This is a genomic window from Streptomyces angustmyceticus (assembly GCF_019933235.1).
In the GTDB taxonomy this organism is placed as follows: domain Bacteria; phylum Actinomycetota; class Actinomycetes; order Streptomycetales; family Streptomycetaceae; genus Streptomyces; species Streptomyces angustmyceticus.
The window spans coordinates 2,716,049-2,740,623 of sequence record NZ_CP082945.1 but is presented as its reverse complement, the minus strand read 5'-3'; the positions used below and the strand labels follow the sequence as shown (position 1 = coordinate 2,740,623).

Genomic DNA, 24,575 nt, shown 5'->3' with positions numbered 1-24,575 from the left:
CTCACGCCCCCGTATCGCGGCCGTTGGGCCCGCGCCGGGCGTCCGATGTCATGGAACCCATGGGTAATGAGCGCCCTTCGAGATGGGCATGGTTGGATGCGAAGGAAGCCCCTTTCAGGGGGTTCAGGGGGTCGGCGAAGGGCAAGGAGCCGCAGGGGGACCGGCAAACCGGGCTGAGCCCGGCGGCAATCTGTGGCAGGTTGTCGAGTGGGCCCCCAAGGCCCCGGACGCCGCTCGGGACCCCACCTCAGCGGCATCAAGAGCAACCAGCAGGCGGGAATCGTGAGGATCTTCGGCAAGGTACGGCATCGGCCCTCCGCCTCGTGGCGTCAGGCGACCGACCGCGCTTTCACGCTGATCGGCGACGGCCGTTACGAGGACGCGGGAGCGCTGCTGACGCGCGCCGCGGACATGGAGCCGTGGCTGTCGGAGTCCTGGTTCAACCTCGCGCTGCTGCACAAGTTCCGGCACGACTGGGAGCAGGCCAGGGCCGCCGGGCTGCGCGCGGTCGCGCTGCTGGACCGCGAGGCCGGGGCGCCCGACTGGTGGAACGTCGGCATCGCCGCCACCGCCCTGCAGGACTGGCCGCTGGCCCGCCGGGCCTGGCAGGCATACGGCCTCAAGGTCCCCGGCGACGGCTCGCCGTCCGGTGAACCCCTCGGCATGAACCTGGGCAGCGCCGCCGTCCGCCTCTCCCCGGAGGGCGAGGCCGAGGTGGTCTGGGGCCGCCGGCTGGACCCGGCCCGGATCGAGGTGCTGTCGATCCCGCTGCCGTCCTCCGGGCGGCGCTGGGGCGAGGTGGTGCTGCACGACGGCGTCCCGCACGGCGAGCGGACCATCGCGGCCGGCCCCGACGGGACCACCCGGGCGTATCCGGTCTTCGACGAGATCGAGCTGTGGGCGCCCTCCCCGGTCCCCACATGGGTGGTGCTCCTGGAAGCCGCCACCGAGGCCGACCGGGACGCCCTGGAGCGGCTGGCCGCCGACGCGGGCTACGCCGCCGAGGACTGGTCGTCGTCGGTCCGGCTGCTGTGCCGTACCTGCTCGGAGAGCCGGATGCCCAGCGACGAGGGCGACGGCGAGCACCTGGACCCGCACGACCACAGTGAACCGGGCCACCCCGGGCCGCTGGGCCACCGCACGGCGGGCTCGGGCTCGCTGTGGGTGCCGGAGCGCGAATGCGGCATCGCGGCGCCGTCCGCCCTGGTCCGCGGCCTGCTGGACGGCTGGGTCGCGGACAGCCCGGACACCCGTGAGTGGCGGGATCTCGAAGAGGTCTGCTGAGCCGCCGGGGCGCACCCCCGTAGGCTGTAGGGCGACTACCCAGGGTTTTCAGGAAGGCGTACGGCGGAGATGGCCCAGCAGCCTGTGTTTGATCAAGACGGTGACCAGCGCGTGGACGAAGCATTCATCGACGACGTCACGGACGCGGAGGAGCGGGAGACCGCCCATCGGGAGCGCGGCACCTCGCGGCCGATCACGGTCGTCGGCAACCCCGTGCTCCACAAGGAGTGCAAGGACGTCACGGAGTTCGACGACGAGCTCGGCCGGCTCATCGACGACATGTTCGCCAGCCAGCGCACCGCCGAGGGCGTGGGCCTGGCCGCGAACCAGATCGGGGTGGACCGGAAGGTCTTCGTCTACGACTGCCCGGACGACCAGGGCGTGCGGCACGTCGGCGCGATCTGCAACCCGGTGCTGGACGAGCTGCCGGCCGAGCGCCGGATCCTGGACGACTCCAACGAGGGCTGCCTGTCCGTGCCCGGCGCCTACGCCTCGCTGGCCCGCCCCGACTACGCCGTGGTCCGCGGGCAGAACGCCCAGGGCGAGCCGATCGCGATCGAGGGCACCGGCTACTTCGCGCGCTGCCTGCAGCACGAGACCGACCACCTCAACGGCTACCTCTACATCGACCGGCTCAGCAAGCGGGACCGCAAGGACGCCCTGAAGCAGATGGCCGAGCTGGAGCCGCGCTACCCCGTCGTCGCCAACGACTGAGCCGCGGTCGGGCGCCCGGCCGGAGCCGGGCGCCCCGCGTCACGATCCCTGCTGGTAGGCCCGCCAGATCTTCGGCGGGATGCTGGTCCCCAGCCCGGTGCCGGAACCGCCGACGCCCTGCATCGGCAGCAGGTCGGGCGCTCCCGGCTTGTTGCGGAACATGGTCACGGCGGTGGTCGGCTCGTTCCCGTCGGCGGCCCCGGGCACCCGGTCGGGGCGCACCGCGCTGCCCGCCCCGGCGCCCGCCGCGGCACCCAGGTCGGGTCCGGGGGCCGGCGCGCTGCCGATGAACCACGCGGACTTCATCCGGTCGCCCGGCTCCGTGCGGCCGGCCGCGACCGGACGCTGGAACGGCGTGCCGCCCGGCATCCCCAGGGTGCGCCAGCCGACCACCTCCAGGGAGCTGGACACCTGCTGGGCGACCCCGGCGTCGAGGACCTGCACGGGCTCGGGGCGGTCGAAGCCGGGGACGATGCTGCCGTGGTGGGTCATCCCGGACACCGCGTACGGGTCGCTGTGCAGCCCGCCGTTGGCGAAGGTGGTGTAGGCGCTCGCCATCCGTATCGCGCTGGGGGCCGAGGTGCCCAGCGGGAAGGTCTGCTCCAGGCGGGCCATGCTCTCCTTGCGCAGCCCCGCCGACACCGCCAGGTCCCGGATGCGCTCCAGCCCGATGCGCTGACCGGCCCGGACGAACGGCTGGCTCTCGGCCTTCATCAGCGCCCCGCCCAGGTCGTCCGCGCCGCTCTTCGCGTCGGCCGCCTGCTGAGGGGGCTCCGCGGTCGCGCCGTCAGGGCGCTGGAGCGCGGCCGCCAGCACGAACGGCTTGAAGGCCGACCCGGCCGGGACCGCGGAGGTGTCCGCGTTGTTGCTGAAGTGCCGGGTGGCGTCCGCGCCGCCGTAGAGCGCGACGATCGCCCCGTCCTTGGGGCGCACGGAGGCCGCGCCGACCTCCACATAGTTGTCGGCCGCGCGGCGCTTCGCGTCGAGGGTGTCCCGGCGGACGTCCCGCACGGCCTTCTCCAGCCGCTGGGTGCGCTGCTTGTCGAAGGTGGTGTGGATGCGGTACCCGCCGCGGGCCAGGTCCTTGTCGGTCAGGCCGGTGTCCGCCTTGATGAACTTGTTGGCGACATCGACGAGATAGCCGGTCTGGCCGGCCTGGCTGGTGGGCTTGGACAGGCCCCGGGGCTCGGGGAAGGTGCGGTACTTCGCCCGCTCCTTTTCGCTCATCTTCCCGGTGTCGACCTGCCGGTCGAGGATCCACTTCCACCGGGCCACGGCCCGCCGGTGATTGGCCTCGCTCAGCCCCGGGTCGTACTGCTCCGAGCCCTTCAGCAGGGCGGCCAGCAGGGCGCCCTGGCTGGGGTCGAGGTCCTTGGCGTCGATGCCGTAGTAGGCGTGCGCGGCGGCCTGGATGCCGTAGGAACCGCGGCCGAACCAGCTGGTGTTGAGGTAGCCGCGCAGGATCTCCTGCTTGGACTTCTGGTTGCTCACCTTCAGCGAGATGATGAATTCCTTCACCTTGCGGGTGACCGTCTGGTCCTGCGAGAGGTAGGTGTTCTTCACATACTGCTGGGTGATGGTGGAGCCGCCCTGGGTCTCCTGGCCGGAGACCATGTTGACCAGCGCGCGGCCGATGCCCTGGAGGGAGACGCCGGCGTCGCTGTAGAAGGTGGCGTTCTCCGCGGCGATCACGGAGTTCTCGACGGAGTCGGGCACCTTGTCGAGGGTGACGTTCTGCCGGTTGACGGCGCCCACGCTCACCATCTGGCTGCCGTCCGCCCAGTAGTAGACGGTGCCCTCCTGGCCGGCCAGTTCGTTCTCGTCCGGCACATCGATCTTCGCGTAGACCACGGCGAACAGCCCCGCCAGGCCGCCCAGGCAGAGCGCGACGGCGCTCAGCCACTGTCTCCATGACGGCAGCCAACGGCGCAGGCCGCTGCGTCCCTGACGCGGATAGTCGATGAACCGACGACGCCCCTTCGTGCCCTTCATGCCCGAGTAGATGTGGCGGGCCCGGCTCCGGTTGCCGAGGTAACAGAACGCTCACAAAAAGCGGGCGGCGAGGACGAAGGGGCGTCGCGGCGCGTCTTCTAGAAGTCGTCGTCGAAGGAGACCGAACCCTCCACGGCGACCTGGTAGGCGGACGCCCGGCGCTCGAAGAAGTTGGTCAGCTCCTGGACGTTCTGCAGCTCCATGAAGGAGAACGGGTTCTCCGAGCCGTAGACCGGCGCGAAGCCGAGCCGCTGCAGCCGCTGGTCGGCGACGCACTGCAGGTACTCGCGCATCGAGTCGGTGTTCATGCCCGGCAGGCCGTCACCGCACAGGTCGCGGCCGAACTGCAGCTCCGCCTCGACGGCCTCCTTGAGCATGTCCGTGACCTGCTGCTCCAGCTTGTCGTCGAAGAGGTCGGGCTCCTCCTCGCGGACGGTGTCCACCACCGAGAACGCGAACTCCATGTGCATGGACTCGTCGCGGAACACCCAGTTGGTGCCGGTGGCCAGGCCGTGCAGCAGGCCCCGCGAGCGGAACCAGTACACGTACGCGAAGGCGCCGTAGAAGAACAGCCCCTCGATGCAGGCCGCGAAGCAGATCAGGTTCAGCAGGAAGCGGCGCCGGTCCGCCTTGGACTCCAGCCGGTCGATCTTCTCGACCGAGTCCATCCACCGGAAGCAGAACTGGGCCTTCTCCCGGATGGACGGGATGTTCTCCACGGCCGCGAAGGCCGCGGCACGGTCGTCCGGGTCGGGGAGGTAGGTGTCCAGCAGCGTCAGATAGAACTGGACGTGCACGGCCTCCTCGAAGAGCTGCCGGCTCAGGTAGAGCCGCGCCTCGGGGGAGTTGATGTGCTTGTAGAGCGTCAGCACCAGGTTGTTGGAGACGATCGAGTCGCCGGTCGCGAAGAACGCCACCAGCCGGCCGATCATGTGCTGCTCGCCCGGCGAGAGCTTGGCGAGGTCGGCGACGTCGGAGTGGAGGTCGACCTCCTCCACGGTCCAGGTGTTCTTGATCGCGTCGCGGTAGCGGTCGTAGAACTCCGGGTACCGCATGGGGCGCAGCGTCAGCTCGAAGCCCGGGTCGAGCAGGTTCTTCTCGCCGGTGGTGGCGGTGTGCGCGGCTGCCGCGGTGTCGTTCTCGGTAGTCATTACTGGCATGCCTCGCAGGACTCGGGGTTTTCCAGGGAGCAGGCGACCGCCTCGGGGTCGGTGGCCTGCTGCGGGACGGGGGCGGGGGCGGCGGCCGCGGCGCCGCGGGCCGACTGGGCGATCCGGGTCGCCGGCCGCGACCGCAGGTAGTACGTCGTCTTGATGCCGCGCTTCCAGGCGTAGGCGTACATCGAGCTGAGCTTGCCGATGGTCGGCGACGCCATGAAGAGGTTCAGCGACTGGCTCTGGTCGAGATAGGGCGTACGGGCCGCGGCCATGTCGATCAGGGCGCGCTGCGGGATCTCCCAGGCCGTGCGGTAGAGCGCCCGGATCTCCTCGGGGATCCACGCGGCGTCCTGCACCGAGCCGTTGGCCTCGCGCAGGGCGTCGCGGGTCCGCGCGTCCCACAGCCCCAGCGCCTTGAGCTCCTCGATCAGATAGGCGTTGACCTGGAGGAACTCGCCGGAGAGCGTCTCGCGCTTGAAGAGGTTGGAGACCTGCGGCTCGATGCACTCGTACACGCCGGCGATGGAGGCGATGGTCGCGGTCGGCGCGATCGCCAGCAGCAGGGAGTTGCGCATGCCGGTGGTGGCGATCCGGGTGCGCAGCGCCGCCCAGCGGTCGGCCCAGCGGGGCTCGGCGTTCGGGTAGTGGTCCGGGTGCAGCACCCCGCGGGCGGTGCGGGTCGCCGACCAGGCCGGGTGCGGGCCGTGCCGCTCGGCCAGGTCCGCCGACGCCTCGTACGCGGCGAGCATGATCCGCTCGGAGATCCGGGTCGACAGCTCCCGCGCCTCGGGCGAGTCGAAGGGCAGCCGCAGCCGGAAGAAGACGTCCTGCAGGCCCATCAGGCCCAGACCGACCGGGCGCCAGCGGGAGTTGGAGGCCCCGGCCTGCTCGGTCGGGTAGAAGTTGATGTCCACGACGCGGTCGAGGAAGGTGACGGCGGTACGGACGGTGGCGTCCAGCTTCTCCCAGTCCATCTCGCCGTCGGCACCGAGGTGGGCGGCCAGGTTGACCGACCCCAGGTTGCAGACCGCGGTCTCCCCGTCGTTGGTGACCTCCAGGATCTCGGTGCACAGGTTCGAGGAGTGCACGACCTGGCCGCGCTCGGCGGTCTGGTTGGCGGTGCGGTTGGCGGCGTCCTTGAACGTCATCCAGCCGTTGCCGGTCTGCGCCAGGGTGCGCATCATCCGGGAGTACAGCACCCGGGCGGGGATCTGCTTGAGCGCCCGGCCCTCGGCCTCCAGCCTGCGGTAGGCGGCGTCGAACTCGTCGCCCCACAGGTCCACCAGCTCCGGGGCGTCCGACGGCGAGAACAGCGACCAGTCGGCGTCGGCCTCCACCCGGCGCATGAACTCGTCCGGGATCCAGTGGGCGATGTTCAGGTTGTGCGTCCGGCGGGCCTCCTCACCGGTGTTGTCGCGCAGCTCCAGGAACTCCTCGATGTCCGCGTGCCAGGTCTCCAGGTAGACACAGGCGGCGCCCTTGCGCCGGCCGCCCTGGTTCACGGCCGCGACCGAGGCGTCCAGGGTGCGCAGGAACGGCACGATGCCGTTGGAGTGCCCGTTGGTGCCGCGGATCAGCGAACCGCGGGCGCGGATACGGGAGTACGACAGCCCGATGCCGCCCGCGTGCTTCGAGAGCCGGGCGACCTGGTGGTAACGGTCGTAGATCGAGTCCAGCTCGTCCAGCGGCGAGTCCAGCAGGTAGCAGGACGACATCTGCGGGTGGCGGGTGCCGGAGTTGAACAGGGTGGGGGAGGAGGGCAGGTACGACAGCGAGCTGGTGAGGCGGTACAGCTCGGCGACGTCGTCCAGCGCGCGCTCGCTGTGGTCCTCCGCCAGACCGCAGGCCACCCGCAGCAGGAAGTGCTGCGGGGTCTCGACTACCTGACGGGTGGTGGGGTGGCGCAGCAGGTAGCGCGAGTGCAGCGTCCGCAGCCCGAAGTACCCGAAACGGTCGTCGGCGCCGTCGGCGAGCGCCCGGTCGACCAGCGCGTCCAGCCGGGCGGCGTGCGCCCGTACGAACTCCGCGGTCTCGTCCGCGATCAGGCCCTCGCGGTGACCGACCGCGACGGAGGCGGAGAAGGAGACCGCGCCCTGTCCGGCCGCCTCCTGCGCGATGGCGAGGGTGAGCAGGCGCGCCGCGAGCTTGGAGTACTGCGGCTCGTCACCGATCAGACCGGCCGCGGCGTCGATGGCCAGCGACCGCAGTTCGGCCTCGTCCGAGCCCGCGTGCCGGCCGCGCAGGGCGGCGGCGGCCACCTTGCCGGGGTCGGTCGCGGTCAGGTCCTCGGTCAGCTCGGTCAGGGTGCGCAGCAGCGCGACCCCCGGACCGTCCTCGCCCGGTCCGCCGTCGGCCGGACCGGGGGGCGTGGCCACCGCGGGCGGCACGACCTCGGCGTTCGACGCGGGCTCCGTTGGCGCGATGGTCACGTGATGCTCTCCCTCACTCGGCGGGGGCCGGGAGGGAGGGACGCGACGGGCGCACGCGCGCATGCGGCACCCCATGACGCTCAGGGGTGCGCGGGCACACCGCGCGGCGTCCACCGGCCCAGCCCTCGGGGCCCGGACGTATCGACGCCCGCACCCATGGCGGTGCGGACGTACCATCGGCAGGTCCTCGGACTACACGAGCGCACGCCGAAGCCGGTGTCCGGCCGGTCGAATGCGCTCCCTCACCGTTGCGGGACAGTTCCGGATTCCCACCGGATTCCCCTGCGGCGACAGCGAGGACGAGCATACATGTGGGGGTGGCCCCTCGTGCGCACCCCCATATCTAGTGTGTCGTGAGTGATCACGGGGTGGCTGTCAGTGGCCTGGGCTATCGTCGGTGGCACGTTCTCTGTTCCGTCCCGTGGAAGAAGGAGAAGGCCTCATGACCGCGCTCGCCGACCGTCCGCACATCATGGAGACCGAGCACTTCGAAGAGGCCGCCCGGATACTCGCCCGCCTGGAGGAAGGCGCGCGGTTGGAACTCATCGACGGGAAGGTCAAGAGCAAGCCCATGCCGGACGGGGATCACGGTCGGATCATCCAGTGGTTGCTCCGCATCTGCATGCAGCACAGGCCGGAGCTTTTCCTCGATCCGAATCAGGGCCTGAAGGCGGAGACCTACCGGAAGGGACGCCTTCGCCCGGACGCCTCGCTCGTGCCGTGCGATGCCTTCGTGGGCCAGGGTGAATGGGCGGACCCCGACCCGGTGCTCATGGTCGTCGAAGTCACCTCACACGACTCGGACACCGACCAGCGTGACCGGGTGGAGAAGCCCCGGGCGTACGCGAGGACCGGCATCCCGCTCTATCTGCTGATCGACCGCCAGGCTTGCCAACTGGTGCTCTACAGCGAACCCGATGACGGCCGCTACGAGACCGTCCATACCGCGCCGTTCGGCAAGGTGCTCCACCTGCCGGACCCGGTGGGCCTCACGCTGGACACCGAGCAGCTGAAGGACTGGGTGGGCTGAACCCCGGACCATGACACGGGCCGCCGCGCCCCGAAGGGTTCGCGGCGGCCCGTGAAGGGTCGGCAGCCGGTTCAGTGCCCGGCCGGTGCCTTTTCCGTGGCGGGCGGCAGTTCGACGGTGACGCCCGCGTCGCCGGCGTCCGCGGTGTAGTCGGCGGGGCTGGTCTCGTCGATGCCGTCGGGGGCCTTGGCGGCCTTCAGGGCGAAGGTCAGGATCACCGTGACCACGACGTTCAGGACGAAGGCGGTCAGGCCGATGTAGCCGATTTCGCCGATGCCGGGGATCTCCTTGCTGGAGCCGCCGAAGTGCTTCTGCGTCGGGCTGGCGACGCCGTAGGCCGCGAGCGTGCCGTAGAGCATGCCGACCGCCCATCCGGTCAGCAGCGCCCAGCGGTGGAACCAGCGGGTGAACAGCCCGCCGACCAGGGACGGCATGGTCTGCAGGATCCAGATCCCGCCCAGCAGCTGGAAGTTGATCGCCACGGTCTTGTCCATGGTGAGGACGAAGACCAGCGCGCCGACCTTCACCAGCAGCGAGACGAGCTTGGCGACCTTGTGCTCCTGCTCGGGCGTGGCGTCCTGCTTGAGGAAGTCCTTGTAGACGTTGCGGGTGAAGAGGTTGGCCGCGGCGATCGACATGATGGCCGCGGGCACCAGCGCGCCGATACCGATCGCGGCGAACGCCACGCCGGAGAACCAGCTCGGGAACATGTCCTCGAAGAGCTGCGGGATGGCCAGCTGCGGGTTGCCCTGGATGTCCGTGCCGGCCTTGACCGCCATGAAGCCGAGCAGCGCCAGCAGGCCCAGCATGAGGGAGTACAGCGGCAGGATGGTGGTGTTGCGGCGGATCACGTTGCGGCTGCGCGAGGACAGCGTCGCGGTGATCGAGTGCGGGTACATGAAGAGCGCCAGCGCCGAGCCGAGTGCCAACGTCGCGTACGCCCACTGCGCGTTGGGGCCGCTGACCAGCTCGCCGCGCGGTTTGCCGGGCACCGCGCCGGGCTGGGCGAGCGCCTTGCCGGCCGAGTCGAAGATCTCGCCGAAACCGCCCAGCTTGATGGGGATGTAGATGATCGCCACGGCGATGACGAGGTAGATCAGCCCGTCCTTCACGAACGCGATCAGCGCCGGCGCCCGCAGCCCCGAGGAGTAGGTGTACGCGGCCAGCACGGCGAACGCGATCAGCAGTGGCAGATCCTTGACGAACCAGTTGGTGTGCTCGCCGCCGCCGATACCCATCACGTCCAGGACGGCCTGGATGCCGACCAGCTGGAGCGCGATGTACGGCATCGTGGCGAGGATGCCGGTGAGCGCCACCGCCAGCGACAGGCCCTTGGAGCCGAAGCGGCCGCGCACGAAGTCGGAGGTGGTGACGTAGCCGTGCTTGTGCGAGACCGACCACAGGCGGGGGAGGAAGGTGAAGATGAGCGGGTAGACCAGGATCGTGTACGGCACGGCGAAGAAGCCGGACGCCCCCGCCGCGTAGATCGCCGCCGGGACGGCCACGAAGGTGTACGCGGTGTAGAGGTCGCCGCCCAGCAGGAACCAGGTGATCCAGGTGCCGAAGCTGCGCCCGCCCAGGCCCCATTCGTCGAGGTTCTCGGACTGCTCGGCCTTGCGCCAGCGGGCGGCCAGGAACCCCATGACCGTCACGGCCAGGAAGAAGAAGACGAAGACGGCCAGGGCGACGCCGTTGATGCCCTTGGTCGAGGAGGCGGCGAGCGCCTCGAAGGCGCCTGTCGTGGTCGGGATGGCAGTCACTTGGCCGCACCGCCCTTGCGGGCGCGCTGCTCACGCTGGACGAGCTTGTACGCGAGCGAGGTGAGCGCCGTCGAGATCACTACCCACGCCATCTGGTACCAGTAGAAGAACGGGATCCCGATGAGCCTCGGTTCGATCCTGGCGTACGAGCTGACCCAGAGCATGGCGACGAACGGAGCGATCAGGCAGACCCCGGCCACCACGCGCGTGGGCGTGACCACCTGTCTGCGATCCGGTGATGCGGCTGGCTGCGTCATGGCCGTGGCTCCGTCCCCTGGCGGTCTCCTGTGGTTAATCGGCTGGAATCTATGGCAGGGGCGTGGCGCGCGTCACTAGCTGTCCGCATATCGGTATGGAGAATCCACCTGGGAACAGCCCGGTAGACGGCCAATTGCCGCTTTCCTCCCGCTTTGGGGCGGTGGGGGGTGGGGGAGAGGACGCGCCGCGCCCCGGGGTGGCCCCGGGGCGGCGGGTCTCGGGCCCCGGGCGGCCCTGGGGGTGCGGGCCCCCGGACGGCTCCGGGCCGCGGATCAGTCCGCGGGGCGGCGCAGCCGGGCGACGAACTTGTAGCGGTCGCCCCGGTAGACCGAGCGCACCCACTCCACCGGCTGCCCCTGCGCGTCGAGCGAGTGCCGGGAGAGCATCAGCATCGGCAGGCCGACGTCCGTGCCCAGCAGGCCGGCCTCGCGCGGGGTGGCCAGCGAGGTCTCGATGGTCTCCTCGGCCTCCGCCAGCCGGACGTCGTACACCTCGGCCAGCGCGGTGTAGAGGGACGTGTACTTGACGAGGTTCCGGCGGAGCGCGGGGAAGCGCTTCGCCGACAGGTGGGTGGTCTCGATGGCCATCGGCTCGCCGCTGGCCAGCCGCAGCCGCTCGATGCGCAGCACCCGGCCGCCGGTGGCGATGTCCAGCAGGCCGGCGAGCCGGTCGTCGGCGGTGACATAGCCGATGTCCAGCAGCTGGGAGGTCGGCTCCAGGCCCTGGGCCCGCATGTCCTCCGTGTAGGAGGTCAGTTGCAGAGCCTGGGACACCTTGGGCTTGGCGACGAAGGTGCCCTTGCCCTGGATGCGCTCCAGCCGGCCCTCGACGACCAGCTCCTGCAGGGCCTGACGCACCGTCGTGCGCGAGGTGTCGAACTCCGCGGCGAGGGTGCGCTCGGGCGGGACCGGGGTGCCGGGCGGCAGGGTCTCGGTGATCTCCAGCAAGTGCCGCTTGAGGCGGTAGTACTTGGGTACCCGCGCGGTCCGCGTGCCGCCGCCGTGCTCGGCACCGTTGCCCCCGTCCGTCTCCATGACCCGCCTCTCCGACTCCTGTGGTGCTGCCGTCACCGGCTCCTCCGTCCGTAGCGGCTCACATCGTGGCACGGGTGGGTTTCCCGCGCTGCCTCGCCGGTCCCCGCTCGCCGGATGTCGGTCAGGTAACGGACCTGACAGCGACTCTTATACACCCTTGACACCCCTAAAGGTCTAGGCCAAGCTGCGGGAACTGGTCTAAACCATTAAAGACCACACCCGGCCTCTAGGGGGAGAGCGCAATGAAGCGTGGGCTCATGGCGGCTACGGCCGCCGCGGGAATGCTGGTGAGTGTCGCTGCCTGCGGGTCCGGCGACGGCGGCACGACGGGCGCGGACGGCTTCAAGGGACAGAAGCTGACCGTTTGGGTGATGAGCGGTTCCAACCCGGCGCAGTGGACCAAACAGGTCTCCGCGCAGTTCGCGAAGAAGACCGGCGCCACCGTCGAGTTCAAGGTCCAGCAGTGGAACGGCATCCAGCAGAAGCTGAGCACCGCCCTCTCCGAGGACAGCCCGCCGGACGTCGTCGAAATCGGCAACACCCAGACCGCCGCCTACGCCGAAGCGGGCGCGTTGGCCGACCTCGGCGACCTGAAGAAGGAGATCGGCGCCGACTGGAACGACGCCTTCAACAAGGCCGCGCTCGTGGACGGGAAGCAGTACGCGCTGCCGTGGTACGCCGGAAACCGCGTGGTGATGTACAACAAGAGGATCTGGCGGCAGGCTGGCCTCAAGGGCACCCCGGCGACGCGCGCCGAGCTCTTCAGGGCCTTCGACGCCATCAAGAAGAAGACCGACGCCGAGCCGCTGTACCTCCCCGGCCAGAACTGGTACTTCTTCGACGGCCTGACCATCGGCACCGGCGCCGACCTGGTGAAGAAACAGGGCGGCAGGTGGGTCTCCAACCTCGGCGACCCCAAGGTCGCCAAGGCCATGGACCTCTACAAGCGGTACCAGACCTTCAGCACCGCCCCGAAGAACAAGGACGAGGCCACCCCGCAGCAGGCCGAGGTCTTCGCCAAGGGCCGCACCGGCGCCGTCATCGCCATGGGCTACGAGGCCGCCACCGCGGTCAAGGCCAACCCGGACATCAAGAAGGACATCGGCTTCTTCACCATCCCCGGCGAGCGGGCGGACAAGCCCGAGGGCGTCTTCCTCGGCGGCTCCAACTTCGCCGTCGCCGGCATGGGGAAGAAGCAGGAGCTCGCCAAGGAGTTCCTGAAGGTCGCCCTGTCGAAGCAGAACGACGGACAGATGGTCAAGGAGGCCGGCTGGACCCCGAAGTCCGCCGACCTGGCCGGCGCCGCACGGGAGAACCCGGCCGCCGCGGCCGCCGCCCCCGCCGCGGAGAAGTCCGGCGGGACCACCCCGCTGATTCCGCAGTGGGCCGCCGTGGAGAACGTACCGAACCCGATCAAGAGCTATATGACGGCCGTTCTGGGCGGCAAGTCCCCGGCCGACGCCGCCAGGGACATCGCACCCGAGATCGACGCGCGGCTCGCCAAGAAGTGACCGGCGGCCGTCCGCGGGGCCGGCCGTCCCCGGCCCCGCGGACCCGGACCCGGCAGCGGACGCACCGAGGCAGCACGGCAGCGAGGGGGAGCAGGGTCATGGCAGCGCAGCTCGACGACGCGGTGGGCAAGGCCGCGCCACGGACCGGCAAGGGGGGCGCCCCGCCCGGCCGGCGCGCCCCGCGGTCCCCCGGCCGCGGGGCCGCCCGGCCGCCCGCCGGCCGCGCTCCCCGTTCCGCCGCACCCGGCCCGTCCGCCCGCCGCACCCCGTACCTCCTGCTGCTGCCCGCCCTGCTCGCCACCGCGGTCCTCCTGGGCTGGCCCATGGTCCGCAACGTCCTGCTCTCCTTCCAGAACCTCGATATGAAGGAGCTGATCCAGCACCTCACCGACTGGCGCGGGACCGGCAACTACCAGGAGATCCTGGGCAGCGAGCAGTTCTGGCGGGTGACGCTGCGCACCCTCGTCTTCACCGCCGTCAATGTCGTCCTGATCATGGTCCTCGGGGTGCTGATCGGACTGCTGCTGGCCCGGCTCGGCACGAAGATGCGGCTCACCCTCTCCCTGGCCCTGGTGCTGGCCTGGGCCATGCCGGTGATCGCCGCCACCACCGTCTTCCAGTGGCTCTTCGACTCCCGCTACGGCGTCGTCAACTGGCTGCTGGACAAGGCCGGCTGGCACGCGATGGCCCACTACGACTGGGTCGGCACCCAGCTGTCCACCTTCTCCGTGATCACCGTGCTGATCGTCTGGCAGTCGCTGCCGTTCGTGGCCCTGAACCTCTACGCGGCCACCACGACGATCCCCCGCGAGCTCTACGAAGCGGCCCGGATGGACGGCGCCGGCACCTGGCAGGTCTTCACCTCCGTCACCTTCCCCTTCCTCAAGCCCTTCTTCCTGGCCACGACGTTCCTGGAGATCATCTGGGTCTTCAAGGCGTTCCCGCAGATCTTCGCGATCAACGAGGGCGGCCCCGACCGGCTCACCGAAACGCTGCCGATCTACGCCTTCACCGAGGGCGTCGGCAACCTCCACTTCGGCATGGGCGCCGCGATCTCCCTGCTGACGATCGTGGTGCTGCTGGCGATGACCGCCCACTACCTGCGCCTGACCCTCCGGCAGGAACGACACGAGGAGAACGAGCTGTGAAGCGCGCTGTTTCCGCGACGGCCGGCCGCCTCTGGCCCAACGCCACGGCGCTCGTGCTCGCCGCCGGCTTCGTCTTCCCCGTCTACTGGATGTTCAGCACGGCCTTCAAGCCGACCCGGGACATCGTCACCGACGAGCCCGTGTGGTTCCCCTTCCACGGCACCGCCGAGCACTTCGCGACGGCGGTGCACGCCCCGCACTTCTGGACGCTGGCCGCCAACTCGGTCCTGGTGACCGTGCTCGCCGTCGGCCTGTCGCTGGTGATCGCGCTCTGCGGGGCGTTCGCCCTGACCCGGATGCGCTTCCGGGGCCGCCGCGGCATCCTGCTGACCTTCATGATCGCCCAGATGGCGCCCTGGGAGGTCATGGTGATCTCCATCTACCTGATCGTCCGGGACGCCGACCTGCTCAACAGCCTGGCGCCGCTCACCTGCTTCTACATGCTGATGGTGCTGCCCTTCACCCTGCTGACGCTCCGCGGCCATGTCGCCGCCGTGCCCAGGGAGCTGGAGGAGTCCGCGATGGTCGACGGCTGCTCGCGCCGGCAGGCGTTCCGCAAGGTGGTCTTCCCGCTGCTGGCGCCCGGCCTGATGGCCACCTCGCTCTTCGGCTTCATCACCGCCTGGAACGAGTTCCCGCTGGTGCTGGTCCTCAACAAGGAACCCGCCATGGGCACCCTGCCTCTGTGGCTCTCCCAGTTCCAGAGCCAGTTCGGGGACGACTGGGGTGCCACCATGGCAGCGGCCTCGATCTTCGCCGTCCCGGTCCTGGTCCTCTTCCTGGTCCTGCAGCGCAAGGCGGTCGGCGGGCTCACCTCCGGCGCAGTGAAGGGATAACGCCGCACATGACGTCTTTCGCAGGTTCCGCAGGTTCCGCAGGTTCCGTACGCCCCGCCGACACCCTCACCCGCGACGCGCTCGCCGTACTCCAGCCCGGCTTCACCGGCACCACCGCCCCCGACTGGCTGCTGCGCCGCCTCGGCGAGGGACTGACCTCCGTCGGCCTCTTCGGCCGCAACGTCGCCGACCCCGCACAACTCGCCGCCCTGACCGCGCGGTTGCGCGCCGAACAGGAGGACCTCCTCGTCGCCATCGACGAGGAGGGCGGCGACGTCACCCGCCTCGAAGTGCGCGGCGGCTCCTCCTTCCCCGGCAACCACGCGCTCGGCGCCGTCGACGACCCCGCCCTGACCCGCGCCGTCGCCCGGGAACTCGGCCGCCGGCTCGCCGACTGCGGCATCAACCTCAACTGGGCCCCCTCCGCCGACGTCAACTCCGACCCCGCCAACCCGGTCATCGGCGTCCGCTCCTTCGGCGCCGATCCGCACCTCGTCGCCCGGCACACCACCGCCTACGTCGAGGGCCTGCAGTCCGCGGGCGTCGCCGCCTGCACCAAGCACTTCCCCGGCCACGGCGACACCGCCGTCGACTCCCACCACGACCTGCCGCGCGTCACCGTCGGTCTGGACACCCTCCGCAGCCGGGAACTGGTGCCGTTCCGCGCCGCCGTCGCCGCCGGCACCCGGGCCGTGATGAGCGCCCACATCCTGCTGCCCGCACTGGACCCCGACCGGCCCGCCACCCTCAGCCCGGCCGCGCTGCACGGCCTGCTGCGCGCCCCCGTCGCCGAGGGCGGCCTCGGCTTCGACGGCCTGATCGTCACCGACGGCATGGAGATGCGGGCCGTCTCCGCCGCCTACGGCCTCGAACGCGGCAGCGTGCTGGCCCTCGCCGCCGGCGCCGACGCCCTCTGCGTGGGCGGCGGACTCGCCGACGAGGACACCGTGCTGCGGCTCCGCGACGCCCTGGTGCGGGCGGTGCGCGACGGCGAACTGCCGGAGAGCCGGCTCGCCGACGCCGCGGCACGGGTGCGCGCCCTCGCCCACCGGACCCGGAGCGCGGGCGCGGGGGAGGGGGCCGCGCCCGCGCCCGGGATCGGCCTCACCGCCGCCCGGCGCGCCCTGCGCCGCACCGCCGACGGCCCGTACGAGCCGCTGACCGCGCCCGCCTACGTCGCGGCCTTCACTCCCCTCGCCAACATCGCCGTGGGGGACGAGACCCCCTGGGGCGTCGCCGCCGAACTGGCCCGCCTGCTCCCCGGCACCGAGGCCGCCACCTGCACCGCCGACTCCGCCGCCGCGGCGGGCCCGGCCGCGCTGATCGACGGCCTGCTCGCGGCCGCCGGCGACCGCCGCGTCGTCGCCGTGGTCCGCGACGTCCACCGCCACCCGTGGATGGCCGACGCCCTGCACACCCTCCTCGCCGCCCGCCCCGGCACCGCCGTCGTGGAAATGGGCGTCCCCCAGGCCCCGCCCCGGGGTGCCCTCCACCTCGCCACCCACGGCGCCGCCCGCGTCTGCGCCCGGGCGGCCGCGGAAGCCCTCACGGGGCGCCGGATCCCGGCGGCCGAGGGGTGAGCGGCGCCGGGGCCGGCGGCCGAGGTCTCTCTAGAGCCCCTGCCAGTCCGGCTTCGCCGCGTACGTGGCGCGGAAGTAGTCGGCGAGCTTCAGCCCTGCGGCCGCGGCCTCGTCCACGACGACCGTGGCATGCGGATGGAGCTGCAGCGCCGAAGCCGGGACCAGCGCGGCGACCGGGCCCTCCACCGCGCGGGCCACGGCGTCGGCCTTGCCCGCGCCGGTGGCGAGCAGCACCAGATGGCGGGCCTCCAGGATGGTGCCGATGCCCTGGGTGATGACGTGGTGCGGCACCTCGTCGAGGCTGTCGAAGAACCGGGCGTTGTCCTCCCGGGTCTGACGGGTCAGCGTCTTGATACGGGTACGCGAAGCGAGCGACGAGCAGGGCTCGTTGAAGCCGATGTGCCCGTCCGTGCCGATGCCCAGCAGCTGGAGGTCCACCCCGCCGGCGTCCCGCAGCGCACGGTCGTACGCCTCGCAGGCGGCCTGGACGTCCTCGGCCGCCCCGTCGGGCCCCATGAACGCGTCCTCGTCGAGGCCGAGCGGCTCGACCACCTCGCGCAGGACCACCGAACGGTAGGACTCGGGGTGCCCGGCCGGCAGGCCCACGTACTCGTCGAGCTGGCAGATGCGCGCCCGCGAGGCATCCACCGCGCCCGCCCCGACCCGCGCCGCCAGCGCCTCGTACACGGGCAGCGGGGTGGAGCCGGTGGCCACACCGAGCAGCGCGTCGGGCTTACGGCGCAGCAGGGCGGCGACGGCGCCCGCGATCAGCTCCCCGCCCGCCCTGGCGTCCGGAACGATGACAACTTCCACGCTTGGCCTGCCGTTCTGGAGAATGGTTCATGTGGTATAGACCAATCTAGCAGAGCAGGGGCCTCCGGACCCGGCGGCGCTTCCGAACACAGGGGGACGATTTCCCGTCGGCGTGATGACGGGCCGGCACGTCCCGGCAGGCGGGAAGCGGAAGGCCGGGGAGCCGGCGGCGATCGCGAGGCCGGTGTCGTCGAAGGCGCGTCGGCGCAGCGGCCCGCGGAGAAGCAAGGGGGAGAAGGGGGTGCGGCGGCCGCGACGGGCCCGGAAACACCCGCGGGCCGCGGCGCCGGGACAGGACCCTCAACCTGTCCGGCACCGCAGCCCGGAGCTGACATCGGCCGGTCCCGCCTTGCGGGCGGAAGGCGCCCCTGTGTGCGGTAGGGGCACGGTCCCGTCCAGGGACCGGTCGATCGGAGGCCTCGGCGCAGTCAGGGCAGAGAGCGCTGTCGGCCTCGTTCCGCTCTCCTGTGCGGGGAGGGCGGAGGTCTTTGCTGAATTCTGGACTAGACCATTCTCACTTGTCCATGCCCGTGCGGACACAACAGATACACCGTACGCCGGTAGGCTCCAAGACGTGCCCTCCATGAACGATCTCGTACGCCAGCACACCGCTCTGAGCGACACCGACCTCGAGTGGCTCCACCTGCTGGTCTCGGAGTGGCAACTGCTCTCCGACCTCTCCTTCGCCGACCTCGTCCTGTGGGTTCCCACCCGCGACGGCACCCGCTACGTATCGGTCGCCCAGATGCGGCCCAATACGGGCCCCACCTCCTACCAGGACGACATGGTCGGTCATCTCGTTCCCCGTGGCCGCCGTCCCATGCTCGATTCCGCCCTGGACGAGGGCCGGATCGTGCGGGAGGGCGACCCGGAGTGGCGGGAGGAGGTGCCGGTACGCGTCGAGTCGATCCCGGTGCGCCGCGAGGGCCGGGTGCTCGGGGTGATCGCCCGCAACACCAACCTGCTGACCGTCCGCACTCCGAGCCGGCTGGAGCTCACCTACCTCCAGAGCGCGTCCGACCTCGCCCAGATGATCGCTGCCGGAACGTTTCCCTTCCCCGGCCAGCAGGTCGACATGGACGCCTCGCCGCGGGCCGGCGACGGGCTGATCCGGCTCGACGCGGACGGCATCGTCCAGTACGCCAGCCCCAACGCGCTCTCCGCCTACCACCGGCTCGGCCTCGCCGCCGACCTCGTGGGCCACCACCTCGGCCAGGCCACCGCCGAACTCGCCCCCGCCCGCGGCCCGGTGGACGAGGCACTGGTCAAACTCGCCAGCGGCTGGGCCCCGAGGGAATTCGAGGTCGAAGGCGACGAAGGCGTCATCCAATTGCGCGCCATTCCGCTCAAACCCAAGGGAACGCACAGTGGTTCGCTGGTTTTGCTGCGTGACGTGACCGAACTGAGACGTCGCGAACGCGAGCTCATCACCAAAGACGCCACCATCCGGGAAATCCACCACCGGGTGAAGAACAATTTGCAGACGGTCGCCGCGCTGTTGCGGCTGCAGTCGCGCCGGATGGATTCCGCCCAGGGCCGCGACGCCCTCAACGAGGCCGTGCGCAGGGTCGGTTCGATCGCGATCGTGCACGAGACGCTGTCCCAGACCCTCGACGAGCGGGTCGAGTTCGACGAGATCGCGGACCGGGTGCTGGCCATGGTCGCGGAGATCTCCCCGGGCAAGGTGACCGCCCGCCGCACCGGGCGCTTCGGCATCCTGGACGCCGAGGTGGCCACCCCGCTGTCGATGGTGCTCACCGAGGTGCTGCAGAACGCCCTGGAGCACGCCTTCGACCAGGCGGAGCACGGCACGGTCGAGGTCGGCGCGGTGCGCGGCGGCAGCCGCACCGAGCCGCGGCTGCTGGTCACCGTCCAGGACAACGGACGCGGCCTGCCCGAGGGCTTCGACCCGCACCGCGCCGGGAACCTGGGGCTGCAGATCGTACGGACCCTGGTGGAGGGCGAACTGGGCGGGACGTTCGACATGGTGCCCGCGCCCGAGCGCGGTACGCAGGTCGTCCTCGACATCCCCGTGCGCGCCGACAAGCAGCACTGAGGCCGGCCGGCCCGCCGGGGTCACCGGCCCCGGCCCGGCCCTGAACAGCAGCAAGCCCCGGACCCATCCGGTCCGGGGCTCAAAGCTATAGCGATGCGATAACGACCGGGCCTCATCGGCTCCGGGGGTGCATCGGGGGTACTGCGCGCTGCGGCTCGGGGGCCACGGGGCTACTGGCTCAGGCGCTGGCGTTGCGCGCCCGGTTGCGAGCTGCACGGCGCTTCATCGCGCGGCGCTCGTCCTCGCTCAGACCACCCCAGACGCCGGAGTCCTGGCCGGACTCGAGCGCCCACTGCAGGCACTGCTCCATGACGGGGCAGCGGCGGCAGACGGCCTTGGCTTCCTCGATCTGCAGCAGCGCAGGACCGGTGTTGCCGATAGGGAAGAAGAGCTCGGGGTCTTCCTCGCGGCAAACGGCGCGGTGACGCCAGTCCATGGCTGCTCCATCTCCTCGTGATGACGGGATCGTTGCTTGTGAATGTGAACGCTTTCACGAATCCCTCCACAAGGGAAGGGCCGAACTCCAGTCGTGAACTGGCGCGGTCCTGTGGAATGAGGAGGGGATTCGGGCTCTCAAGGGGGCCGGTAAAGCGGCCGTCCCGATCGCCATGAAGAGACTCGCAAACCTCGGCTGCGGATACAACCCCTTCCGGAAACTTTTTTTTGATTCCTTGGTGTCGCCTAGCTCACAGCCGTCATTCCAGGGGGTGGAAACCAGTCTAAACGTTCGAGTGAAAGGACTTTAGGCCCTGCTGCTCACACAATCACACGCAGTGCACGGCGTACGCCTGTGAACGTCACACTCGTACGCAGTCCCAGGTGGTCACCGTCCATCTGGAACGGCAGGGGGACCTGCGAATGCAAGGTGAAGTTCGTGAGGTCATGAAGTGAGAGCGCGTGCTTGCCCCGGGGGCCGCGCTCGGGTGTTGACGCCAGCAGCTGGGTGGCGTACCGGGTCACCGCGGGCGGCGAGAGCTTGCTCAGTGCGAACAGGTCCAGGCCCGTGTCGAACGAGGCGTCCGGGGACGGGTAGATCGGCCGATTGCCCAGGTAGGACCACGGAGCGGTGTTGCAGATTATGGCCAGCGCGAGGTTCTCGACGCGCTCCGCCGGGCCCTCGGTCCCGTCCGGGCGTTCGAGGGTGAGCAGGCCCCGCCGGCGGTTCCGCTCGCCCAGGAACTGCCGTACGACCTGTCGCACGTACAGGGCGTGGGTCGAACGCTTGCCGCGTTCGCGCTGCTGCTCGACCCGGCCCACGACGCCGGCGTCGAAACCGAAGCCGGCGCAGAAGGTGAACCAGCGCTCCGGCACGGCCTCGTCCTCGCTGCCCGGGGTGCCGGCCGCCAGGCCCAGGCCGATGGTGCGCTCGCTGCCGTCGCGCAGCGCGTCCAGCAGGGCGCCGGTCGCCTCCACCACGTCGTTGGGGAGGCCGAGCGCGCGGGCGAAGACGTTGGTGGAGCCGCCGGGGACGACGGCGAGCCGGGGGTGGGAGTCCGGATCGGGGCCGTTGGCCAGCAGGCCGTTGACGACCTCGTTGACCGTGCCGTCGCCGCCGAGCGCCACCACCAGGTCGGTCTCCCCGCTCTCGGTGGCCTGCCGGGCGAGATCACGGGCATGGCCCCGGTACTGCGTCTGCGCGACCTCCAGTTTGAGGTCGCTGGCGAGCGCGTGGGTGAGTACCTCGCGGGTGCGGGCACTGGTGGTGGTAGCTGCGGGATTGACCACGAGGAGTGCGCGCATATGGAGCAGCGTACCTACCTGCTGGTACCGCTCCGGCGCCCCGTCCGGCTCCGGGGCGGGCCCGGCGGCCGGGGCGCCGGCGCTACCCTGCTGGGGTGAGCAGTCAGCAGAAGCAGTCCGTGTCCCGAGCCGCCGCGGCCCCCGCGGGGTCCGAGCCGACCGGCCCGCGGCCCGCCCGGCTGAGCGCCGCCGCGGCGCTCACCGCGGTCGAGGGGCTCGCGCTGGCCGCCCTCGGCGGGTACATGCTGATCATGGGGCTCGCCGGTGCGCCGGACAGCGCGCGGCAGGCGGAGATGGGCGGGCTGACGGTCCTGGCGCTCGCGGTGCTGCCGCTGGTGGCCGCGCGGGGGCTGTGGCTGCGCCGCCGCTGGAGCCGGGGCCCCTCGCTGATCACCCAGATCGTGGCGCTGCCGGTGGCCTGGACGCTCGTCAACGGCGGCGGGGCGCTGATCGCGGCCGGTATCGGGCTGGCCGTGGCCGCGCTGGTGGTGCTGGTGCTGCTGGTCAATCCGACGGCCACCGAGGCGCTGGGCATCGGGCCGCGCGAGACGCCCTGAGGCCGTGCCGTCCTGAGGGCCGGTCCGCCCGTCCCGTGTGCCGTCCGTCCCGGCCGCCCGGTCTGACGGGCGGGAACGGGTCCGGACGTGCGAAGGGCGGAGCTCCTGGGAGCCCCGCCCGCGCCGTTGTGCCGTCCCTCACTCCTCGACGAGCAGCTTGTCGCGCAGCTGGGCGAGGGTGCGGGCCAGCAGGCGGGAGACGTGCATCTGGGAGATGCCGACCTCCTGGGCGATCTGCGACTGGGTCATGTTGCCGAAGAAGCGCAGCAGCAGGATCTTCTTCTCGCGCGGCGGGAGGTCCTCCAGCAGCGGCTTGAGGGACTCGCGGTACTCCACGCCCTCCAGCGCCTCGTCCTCGGCGCCGAGGGTGTCGGCGACCGCCGGGGACTCGTCGTCGGTGTCCGGGACGTCCAGGGAGAGGGTGCTGTAGGCGTTGGCCGACTCCAGCCCCTCCAGGACCTCCTCCTCGGAGATCGCCAGATGCTCGGCGAGCTCGTGGACCGTGGGGGCGCGGCCGTGCCGCTGGGACAGCTCGGCGGTCGCCGTGGTCAGCGACAGCCGCAGCTCCTGGAGGCGGCGCGGGACGCGGACCGCCCAGCCCTTGTCGCGGAAGTGCCGCTTGATCTCGCCGACGACGGTGGGGGTGGCGTACGTGGAGAACTCCACGCCGCGCTCCGGGTCGAAGCGGTCCACGGACTTGATCAGACCGATGGTGGCGACCTGGGTCAGATCGTCCAGCGGCTCGCCGCGGTTGCGGAAGCGCCGGGCCAGATGCTCGACGAGGGGGAGGTGCATGCGGACGAGGGTGTTGCGCAGTTCCGCGCGTTCCGGGGAGCCGTCGGGCAGCTTGCGCAGCTCGTAGAACATCGCCCGGGCGCCGCTGCGGTCCTGCGGCTCGTGCGCATGCTGTGAATCCTGCAGCTGGTGTTCGGGGGCCGGCGCGTCGTGCTGATGCGCCTGCTGTCCCGGCTGCTCGCTCTGCTCCATGTGGTCCGCCCGCTCTGCCTGCTCCGCCGCATCCAACCGGCCGCCGTGGTCCTCTACGGCCACCGGATGCGGCCGGGCCTGCTGCTCGGGGATGGTCGCACTGGACGCCATCCGCCCGCCGCGTTCGACATCTTTCACGGGGCCCCCTGTTCGGTCATGACGGTCCGGGACCGGCGCCGCGCTCCTTGTACAGACTGATGGTGACCGTACGGTCCTCGGCGACCGTGGAATCGACCTTGCCGGCCAGTGCGGAGAGCACCGTCCAGGCGAACGTGTCGCGCTCCGGGGCGCGGCCGTCGGTTGTCGGGGCCGACACGGTCACCTGCAGTGCGTCGTCGATGAGGCGGAAGACGCAGCTCAGCACACTGCCGGGGACGGCCTGTTGCAGCAGGATCGCGCAGGCCTCGTCGACCGCGATGCGCAGATCCTCGATCTCGTCGAGGGTGAAGTCCAAGCGGGCTGCGAGTCCGGCCGTGGCCGTACGCAGCACGGACAGGTAGGCACCCGCAGCGGGCAGACGGACTTCCACGAAGTCCTGAGTCCCGGGCTCGCCTGCGATCTGGGACACCCTCACCTCCAAGGTGGCACAAGCTGGTTGAGCTGGAATGCGCGATATTCGCGTTGTTCGGGATATGCGTGCCGGTTCTCTTCCCTCTCTGACAGCGGGAAGAACGATCCGGCGCGACACATGGTCCGGCTGTGACGCTATCGCGATCTGCGGGCCGGTGTCGCCCGGAAGGCGCACGGCTGCCGTCCGACGACGCTCCGGCCACGGTTCGCCCGGCGCCCTCGCTGTCACTGATTGTAAAGCCACGGGTACGGACAGTGGCTAGAGGTGTGCACTGTCAAATCGATGCCGATTACGCTCCGTTGACACGCGAGGTGCCCGCAAGGTTGTGCAGCGCCTCTCCAGTGAGCCGGAAGACCGTCCATTCGTCCATGGGCAGGGCGCCGATGGACCGGTAAAAACCGATGGACGGTTCGTTCCAATCCAGGACCGACCACTCGAAACGCTCGTATCCGCGGCCCACGCAGATCTCCGCGAGGGCCGCGAGCAGCGCCTTGCCGTGGCCGTCGCCGCGCGCCTCGGGGCGGACGTACAGGTCCTCCAGATAGACACCGTGCGTGCCCGTCCACGTCGAGAAGTTCCGGAACCACAGGGCGAAGCCGACCGGGGCGCCGCCGGCCTCCGCGATCAGCGCGAAGGCGGCCGGCTGCGGCCCGAAGAGGGCTTCCGCGAGCTGTGGCTCGGTGGCCTGCGCGGCCTCGGGGGCACGCTCGTACGCCGCCAGCTCGCCGATCATGGCCAGGATGACGGGGACGTCGTCGGGGGTCGCTTCGCGGATCATGGGTGAAGGCTAAACGGGTCTCCCGAGGTGCTTCACACCAGCTTCTGGTCGACGAAGCACCAGCGCCAGGACTCACCCGGCTCGAAGGTCCGCATCACGGGGTGGCCGGTCTCCTCGAAGTGCCGGGTCGCGTGCCGGAACGGCGACGAATCGCAGCAGCCGACGTGGCCGCAGACCCGGCACTTCCGCAGCTGTACGGGGTGGCTGCCGGCGGCCAGGCACTCCAGGCAGGTGGCGCTCAGCGGGGCCGGCTCGGGGCGCGGCAGTTCGGCAACGTGCGTGCACTCGCTCATGATGGCCAGGTTAGATCGCCGGGACGGGCGGCGAAGGGTTCGGGGAC

22 protein-coding genes and 1 riboswitch are annotated in these 24,575 nt (G+C 70.9%); of the genes, 9 read left to right on the top strand and 13 right to left on the bottom strand.

Annotation, left to right across the window (positions count from 1 at the left end; translation table 11 throughout):
* Positions 1 to 282: 282 nt before the first annotated feature.
* Positions 283 to 1,284: a tetratricopeptide repeat protein gene (locus K7396_RS12300; RefSeq protein WP_086716796.1), complete on the top strand. Its 1,002-nt coding sequence runs from the start codon at positions 283 to 285 to the stop codon at positions 1,282 to 1,284.
* A gap of 69 nt (positions 1,285 to 1,353) precedes the next feature.
* The gene (gene def, locus K7396_RS12295; protein ID WP_086716795.1) at positions 1,354 to 1,998 is read left to right on the top strand and encodes a peptide deformylase; all 645 of its coding nucleotides are present in this window, start codon (positions 1,354 to 1,356) and stop codon (positions 1,996 to 1,998) included.
* 39 nt (positions 1,999 to 2,037) lie between these two features.
* Here def and K7396_RS12290 read toward each other — a convergent pair whose 3' ends face one another.
* The 3 genes from K7396_RS12290 to K7396_RS12280 form a co-directional block, all read right to left on the bottom strand.
* Positions 2,038 to 3,990, bottom strand: a complete 1,953-nt coding sequence (locus K7396_RS12290) for a transglycosylase domain-containing protein (RefSeq protein ID WP_086716794.1) — start codon at positions 3,988 to 3,990, stop codon at positions 2,038 to 2,040.
* 98 nt (positions 3,991 to 4,088) lie between these two features.
* On the bottom strand, positions 4,089 to 5,141 hold the full coding sequence (locus K7396_RS12285; RefSeq protein ID WP_086716793.1) for a ribonucleotide-diphosphate reductase subunit beta: 1,053 nt from the start codon (positions 5,139 to 5,141) through the stop codon (positions 4,089 to 4,091).
* Entirely contained in the window at positions 5,141 to 7,576 is a 2,436-nt protein-coding gene (locus K7396_RS12280; RefSeq protein WP_373866915.1) for a ribonucleoside-diphosphate reductase subunit alpha, read from the bottom strand. The genes K7396_RS12285 and K7396_RS12280 overlap by 1 nt, the downstream gene beginning before the upstream one ends.
* Before the next feature lie 215 nt (positions 7,577 to 7,791).
* Positions 7,792 to 7,858, bottom strand: a riboswitch (cobalamin riboswitch).
* Positions 7,859 to 8,018: 160 nt separating this feature from the next.
* On the opposite strand from K7396_RS12280, the gene K7396_RS12275 reads away from it, so the two are divergent.
* Positions 8,019 to 8,606 (top strand): Uma2 family endonuclease, encoded by a 588-nt coding sequence (locus K7396_RS12275; RefSeq protein WP_086718616.1) that lies wholly within the window; start codon positions 8,019 to 8,021, stop codon positions 8,604 to 8,606.
* 71 nt (positions 8,607 to 8,677) lie between these two features.
* Here the strand turns inward: K7396_RS12275 and mctP are convergent, their stop codons facing one another.
* The 3 genes from mctP to K7396_RS12260 form a co-directional block, all read right to left on the bottom strand.
* Positions 8,678 to 10,303: a monocarboxylate uptake permease MctP gene (gene mctP / locus K7396_RS12270; RefSeq protein WP_086718617.1), complete on the bottom strand. Its 1,626-nt coding sequence runs from the start codon at positions 10,301 to 10,303 to the stop codon at positions 8,678 to 8,680.
* Between the two features lie 59 nt (positions 10,304 to 10,362).
* Positions 10,363 to 10,623, bottom strand: a complete 261-nt coding sequence (locus tag K7396_RS12265) for a DUF3311 domain-containing protein (protein ID WP_086718615.1) — start codon at positions 10,621 to 10,623, stop codon at positions 10,363 to 10,365.
* A gap of 273 nt (positions 10,624 to 10,896) precedes the next feature.
* Entirely contained in the window at positions 10,897 to 11,658 is a 762-nt protein-coding gene (locus K7396_RS12260) for a GntR family transcriptional regulator (protein WP_086720909.1), read from the bottom strand.
* 242 nt (positions 11,659 to 11,900) lie between these two features.
* On the opposite strand from K7396_RS12260, the gene K7396_RS12255 reads away from it, so the two are divergent.
* The 4 genes from K7396_RS12255 to K7396_RS12240 all read left to right on the top strand — a co-directional run bounded on the left by K7396_RS12255 (position 11,901) and on the right by K7396_RS12240 (position 16,733).
* Complete coding sequence (locus K7396_RS12255; RefSeq protein WP_086720910.1) at positions 11,901 to 13,169, top strand: extracellular solute-binding protein; 1,269 nt, start codon at positions 11,901 to 11,903, stop codon at positions 13,167 to 13,169.
* A gap of 98 nt (positions 13,170 to 13,267) precedes the next feature.
* Entirely contained in the window at positions 13,268 to 14,317 is a 1,050-nt protein-coding gene (locus K7396_RS12250) for a carbohydrate ABC transporter permease (RefSeq protein WP_086720911.1), read from the top strand.
* Positions 14,314 to 15,153 (top strand): carbohydrate ABC transporter permease, encoded by an 840-nt coding sequence (locus K7396_RS12245; protein ID WP_086720912.1) that lies wholly within the window; start codon positions 14,314 to 14,316, stop codon positions 15,151 to 15,153. The genes K7396_RS12250 and K7396_RS12245 overlap by 4 nt, the downstream gene beginning before the upstream one ends.
* Positions 15,154 to 15,161: 8 nt before the next feature.
* The gene (locus tag K7396_RS12240; RefSeq protein ID WP_152104572.1) at positions 15,162 to 16,733 is read left to right on the top strand and encodes a glycoside hydrolase family 3 protein; all 1,572 of its coding nucleotides are present in this window, start codon (positions 15,162 to 15,164) and stop codon (positions 16,731 to 16,733) included.
* Between the two features lie 30 nt (positions 16,734 to 16,763).
* Here the strand turns inward: K7396_RS12240 and nagB are convergent, their stop codons facing one another.
* A complete protein-coding gene (gene nagB, locus K7396_RS12235) occupies positions 16,764 to 17,546 on the bottom strand; it encodes a glucosamine-6-phosphate deaminase (RefSeq protein ID WP_152104573.1) in 783 nt (260 codons plus the stop codon).
* Positions 17,547 to 18,129: 583 nt separating this feature from the next.
* Here nagB and K7396_RS12230 point away from each other — a divergent pair.
* The gene (locus tag K7396_RS12230; protein ID WP_086720696.1) at positions 18,130 to 19,602 is read left to right on the top strand and encodes a sensor histidine kinase; all 1,473 of its coding nucleotides are present in this window, start codon (positions 18,130 to 18,132) and stop codon (positions 19,600 to 19,602) included.
* 178 nt (positions 19,603 to 19,780) lie between these two features.
* Here the strand turns inward: K7396_RS12230 and K7396_RS12225 are convergent, their stop codons facing one another.
* Positions 19,781 to 20,038: a WhiB family transcriptional regulator gene (locus tag K7396_RS12225; protein WP_003983230.1), complete on the bottom strand. Its 258-nt coding sequence runs from the start codon at positions 20,036 to 20,038 to the stop codon at positions 19,781 to 19,783.
* Between the two features lie 320 nt (positions 20,039 to 20,358).
* Positions 20,359 to 21,342 (bottom strand): diacylglycerol/lipid kinase family protein, encoded by a 984-nt coding sequence (locus tag K7396_RS12220; protein ID WP_086720695.1) that lies wholly within the window; start codon positions 21,340 to 21,342, stop codon positions 20,359 to 20,361.
* A 95-nt stretch (positions 21,343 to 21,437) separates the two neighbouring features.
* Between K7396_RS12220 and K7396_RS12215 the strand changes: the two genes are divergently transcribed.
* Complete coding sequence (locus K7396_RS12215; protein ID WP_086720694.1) at positions 21,438 to 21,899, top strand: hypothetical protein; 462 nt, start codon at positions 21,438 to 21,440, stop codon at positions 21,897 to 21,899.
* A 138-nt stretch (positions 21,900 to 22,037) separates the two neighbouring features.
* On the opposite strand, the gene K7396_RS12210 is transcribed toward K7396_RS12215, so the two are convergent.
* The 4 genes from K7396_RS12210 to K7396_RS12195 all read right to left on the bottom strand — a co-directional run bounded on the left by K7396_RS12210 (position 22,038) and on the right by K7396_RS12195 (position 24,528).
* On the bottom strand, positions 22,038 to 22,997 hold the full coding sequence (locus tag K7396_RS12210; RefSeq protein WP_086720693.1) for an RNA polymerase sigma factor SigF: 960 nt from the start codon (positions 22,995 to 22,997) through the stop codon (positions 22,038 to 22,040).
* 43 nt (positions 22,998 to 23,040) lie between these two features.
* On the bottom strand, positions 23,041 to 23,454 hold the full coding sequence (locus tag K7396_RS12205) for an ATP-binding protein (RefSeq protein ID WP_003985353.1): 414 nt from the start codon (positions 23,452 to 23,454) through the stop codon (positions 23,041 to 23,043).
* A gap of 292 nt (positions 23,455 to 23,746) precedes the next feature.
* Entirely contained in the window at positions 23,747 to 24,235 is a 489-nt protein-coding gene (locus tag K7396_RS12200; protein ID WP_086720692.1) for a GNAT family N-acetyltransferase, read from the bottom strand.
* Between the two features lie 32 nt (positions 24,236 to 24,267).
* A complete protein-coding gene (locus K7396_RS12195; RefSeq protein WP_086720691.1) occupies positions 24,268 to 24,528 on the bottom strand; it encodes a UBP-type zinc finger domain-containing protein in 261 nt (86 codons plus the stop codon).
* Positions 24,529 to 24,575: the final 47 nt, after the last annotated feature.

Bases quoted from the DNA above. Each gene is read 5' to 3' on its own strand.
- K7396_RS12195 (WP_086720691.1), bottom strand. From the start codon at position 24,528: ATGAGCGAGTGCACGCACGTTGCCGAACTGCCGCGCCCCGAGCCGGCC.
- K7396_RS12255 (WP_086720910.1), top strand. From the start codon at position 11,901: ATGAAGCGTGGGCTCATGGCGGCTACGGCCGCCGCGGGAATGCTGGTG.
- K7396_RS12200 (WP_086720692.1), bottom strand. From the start codon at position 24,235: ATGATCCGCGAAGCGACCCCCGACGACGTCCCCGTCATCCTGGCCATG.
- K7396_RS12230 (WP_086720696.1), top strand. From the start codon at position 18,130: ATGAACGATCTCGTACGCCAGCACACCGCTCTGAGCGACACCGACCTC.
- K7396_RS12285 (WP_086716793.1), bottom strand. From the start codon at position 5,141: ATGACTACCGAGAACGACACCGCGGCAGCCGCGCACACCGCCACCACC.
- K7396_RS12260 (WP_086720909.1), bottom strand. From the start codon at position 11,658: ATGGAGACGGACGGGGGCAACGGTGCCGAGCACGGCGGCGGCACGCGG.
- K7396_RS12265 (WP_086718615.1), bottom strand. From the start codon at position 10,623: ATGACGCAGCCAGCCGCATCACCGGATCGCAGACAGGTGGTCACGCCC.
- def (WP_086716795.1), top strand. From the start codon at position 1,354: ATGGCCCAGCAGCCTGTGTTTGATCAAGACGGTGACCAGCGCGTGGAC.
- K7396_RS12290 (WP_086716794.1), bottom strand. From the start codon at position 3,990: ATGAAGGGCACGAAGGGGCGTCGTCGGTTCATCGACTATCCGCGTCAG.
- K7396_RS12275 (WP_086718616.1), top strand. From the start codon at position 8,019: ATGACCGCGCTCGCCGACCGTCCGCACATCATGGAGACCGAGCACTTC.
- K7396_RS12220 (WP_086720695.1), bottom strand. From the start codon at position 21,342: ATGCGCGCACTCCTCGTGGTCAATCCCGCAGCTACCACCACCAGTGCC.
- K7396_RS12210 (WP_086720693.1), bottom strand. From the start codon at position 22,997: ATGGCGTCCAGTGCGACCATCCCCGAGCAGCAGGCCCGGCCGCATCCG.
- K7396_RS12225 (WP_003983230.1), bottom strand. From the start codon at position 20,038: ATGGACTGGCGTCACCGCGCCGTTTGCCGCGAGGAAGACCCCGAGCTC.
- K7396_RS12250 (WP_086720911.1), top strand. From the start codon at position 13,268: ATGGCAGCGCAGCTCGACGACGCGGTGGGCAAGGCCGCGCCACGGACC.
- K7396_RS12240 (WP_152104572.1), top strand. From the start codon at position 15,162: ATGACGTCTTTCGCAGGTTCCGCAGGTTCCGCAGGTTCCGTACGCCCC.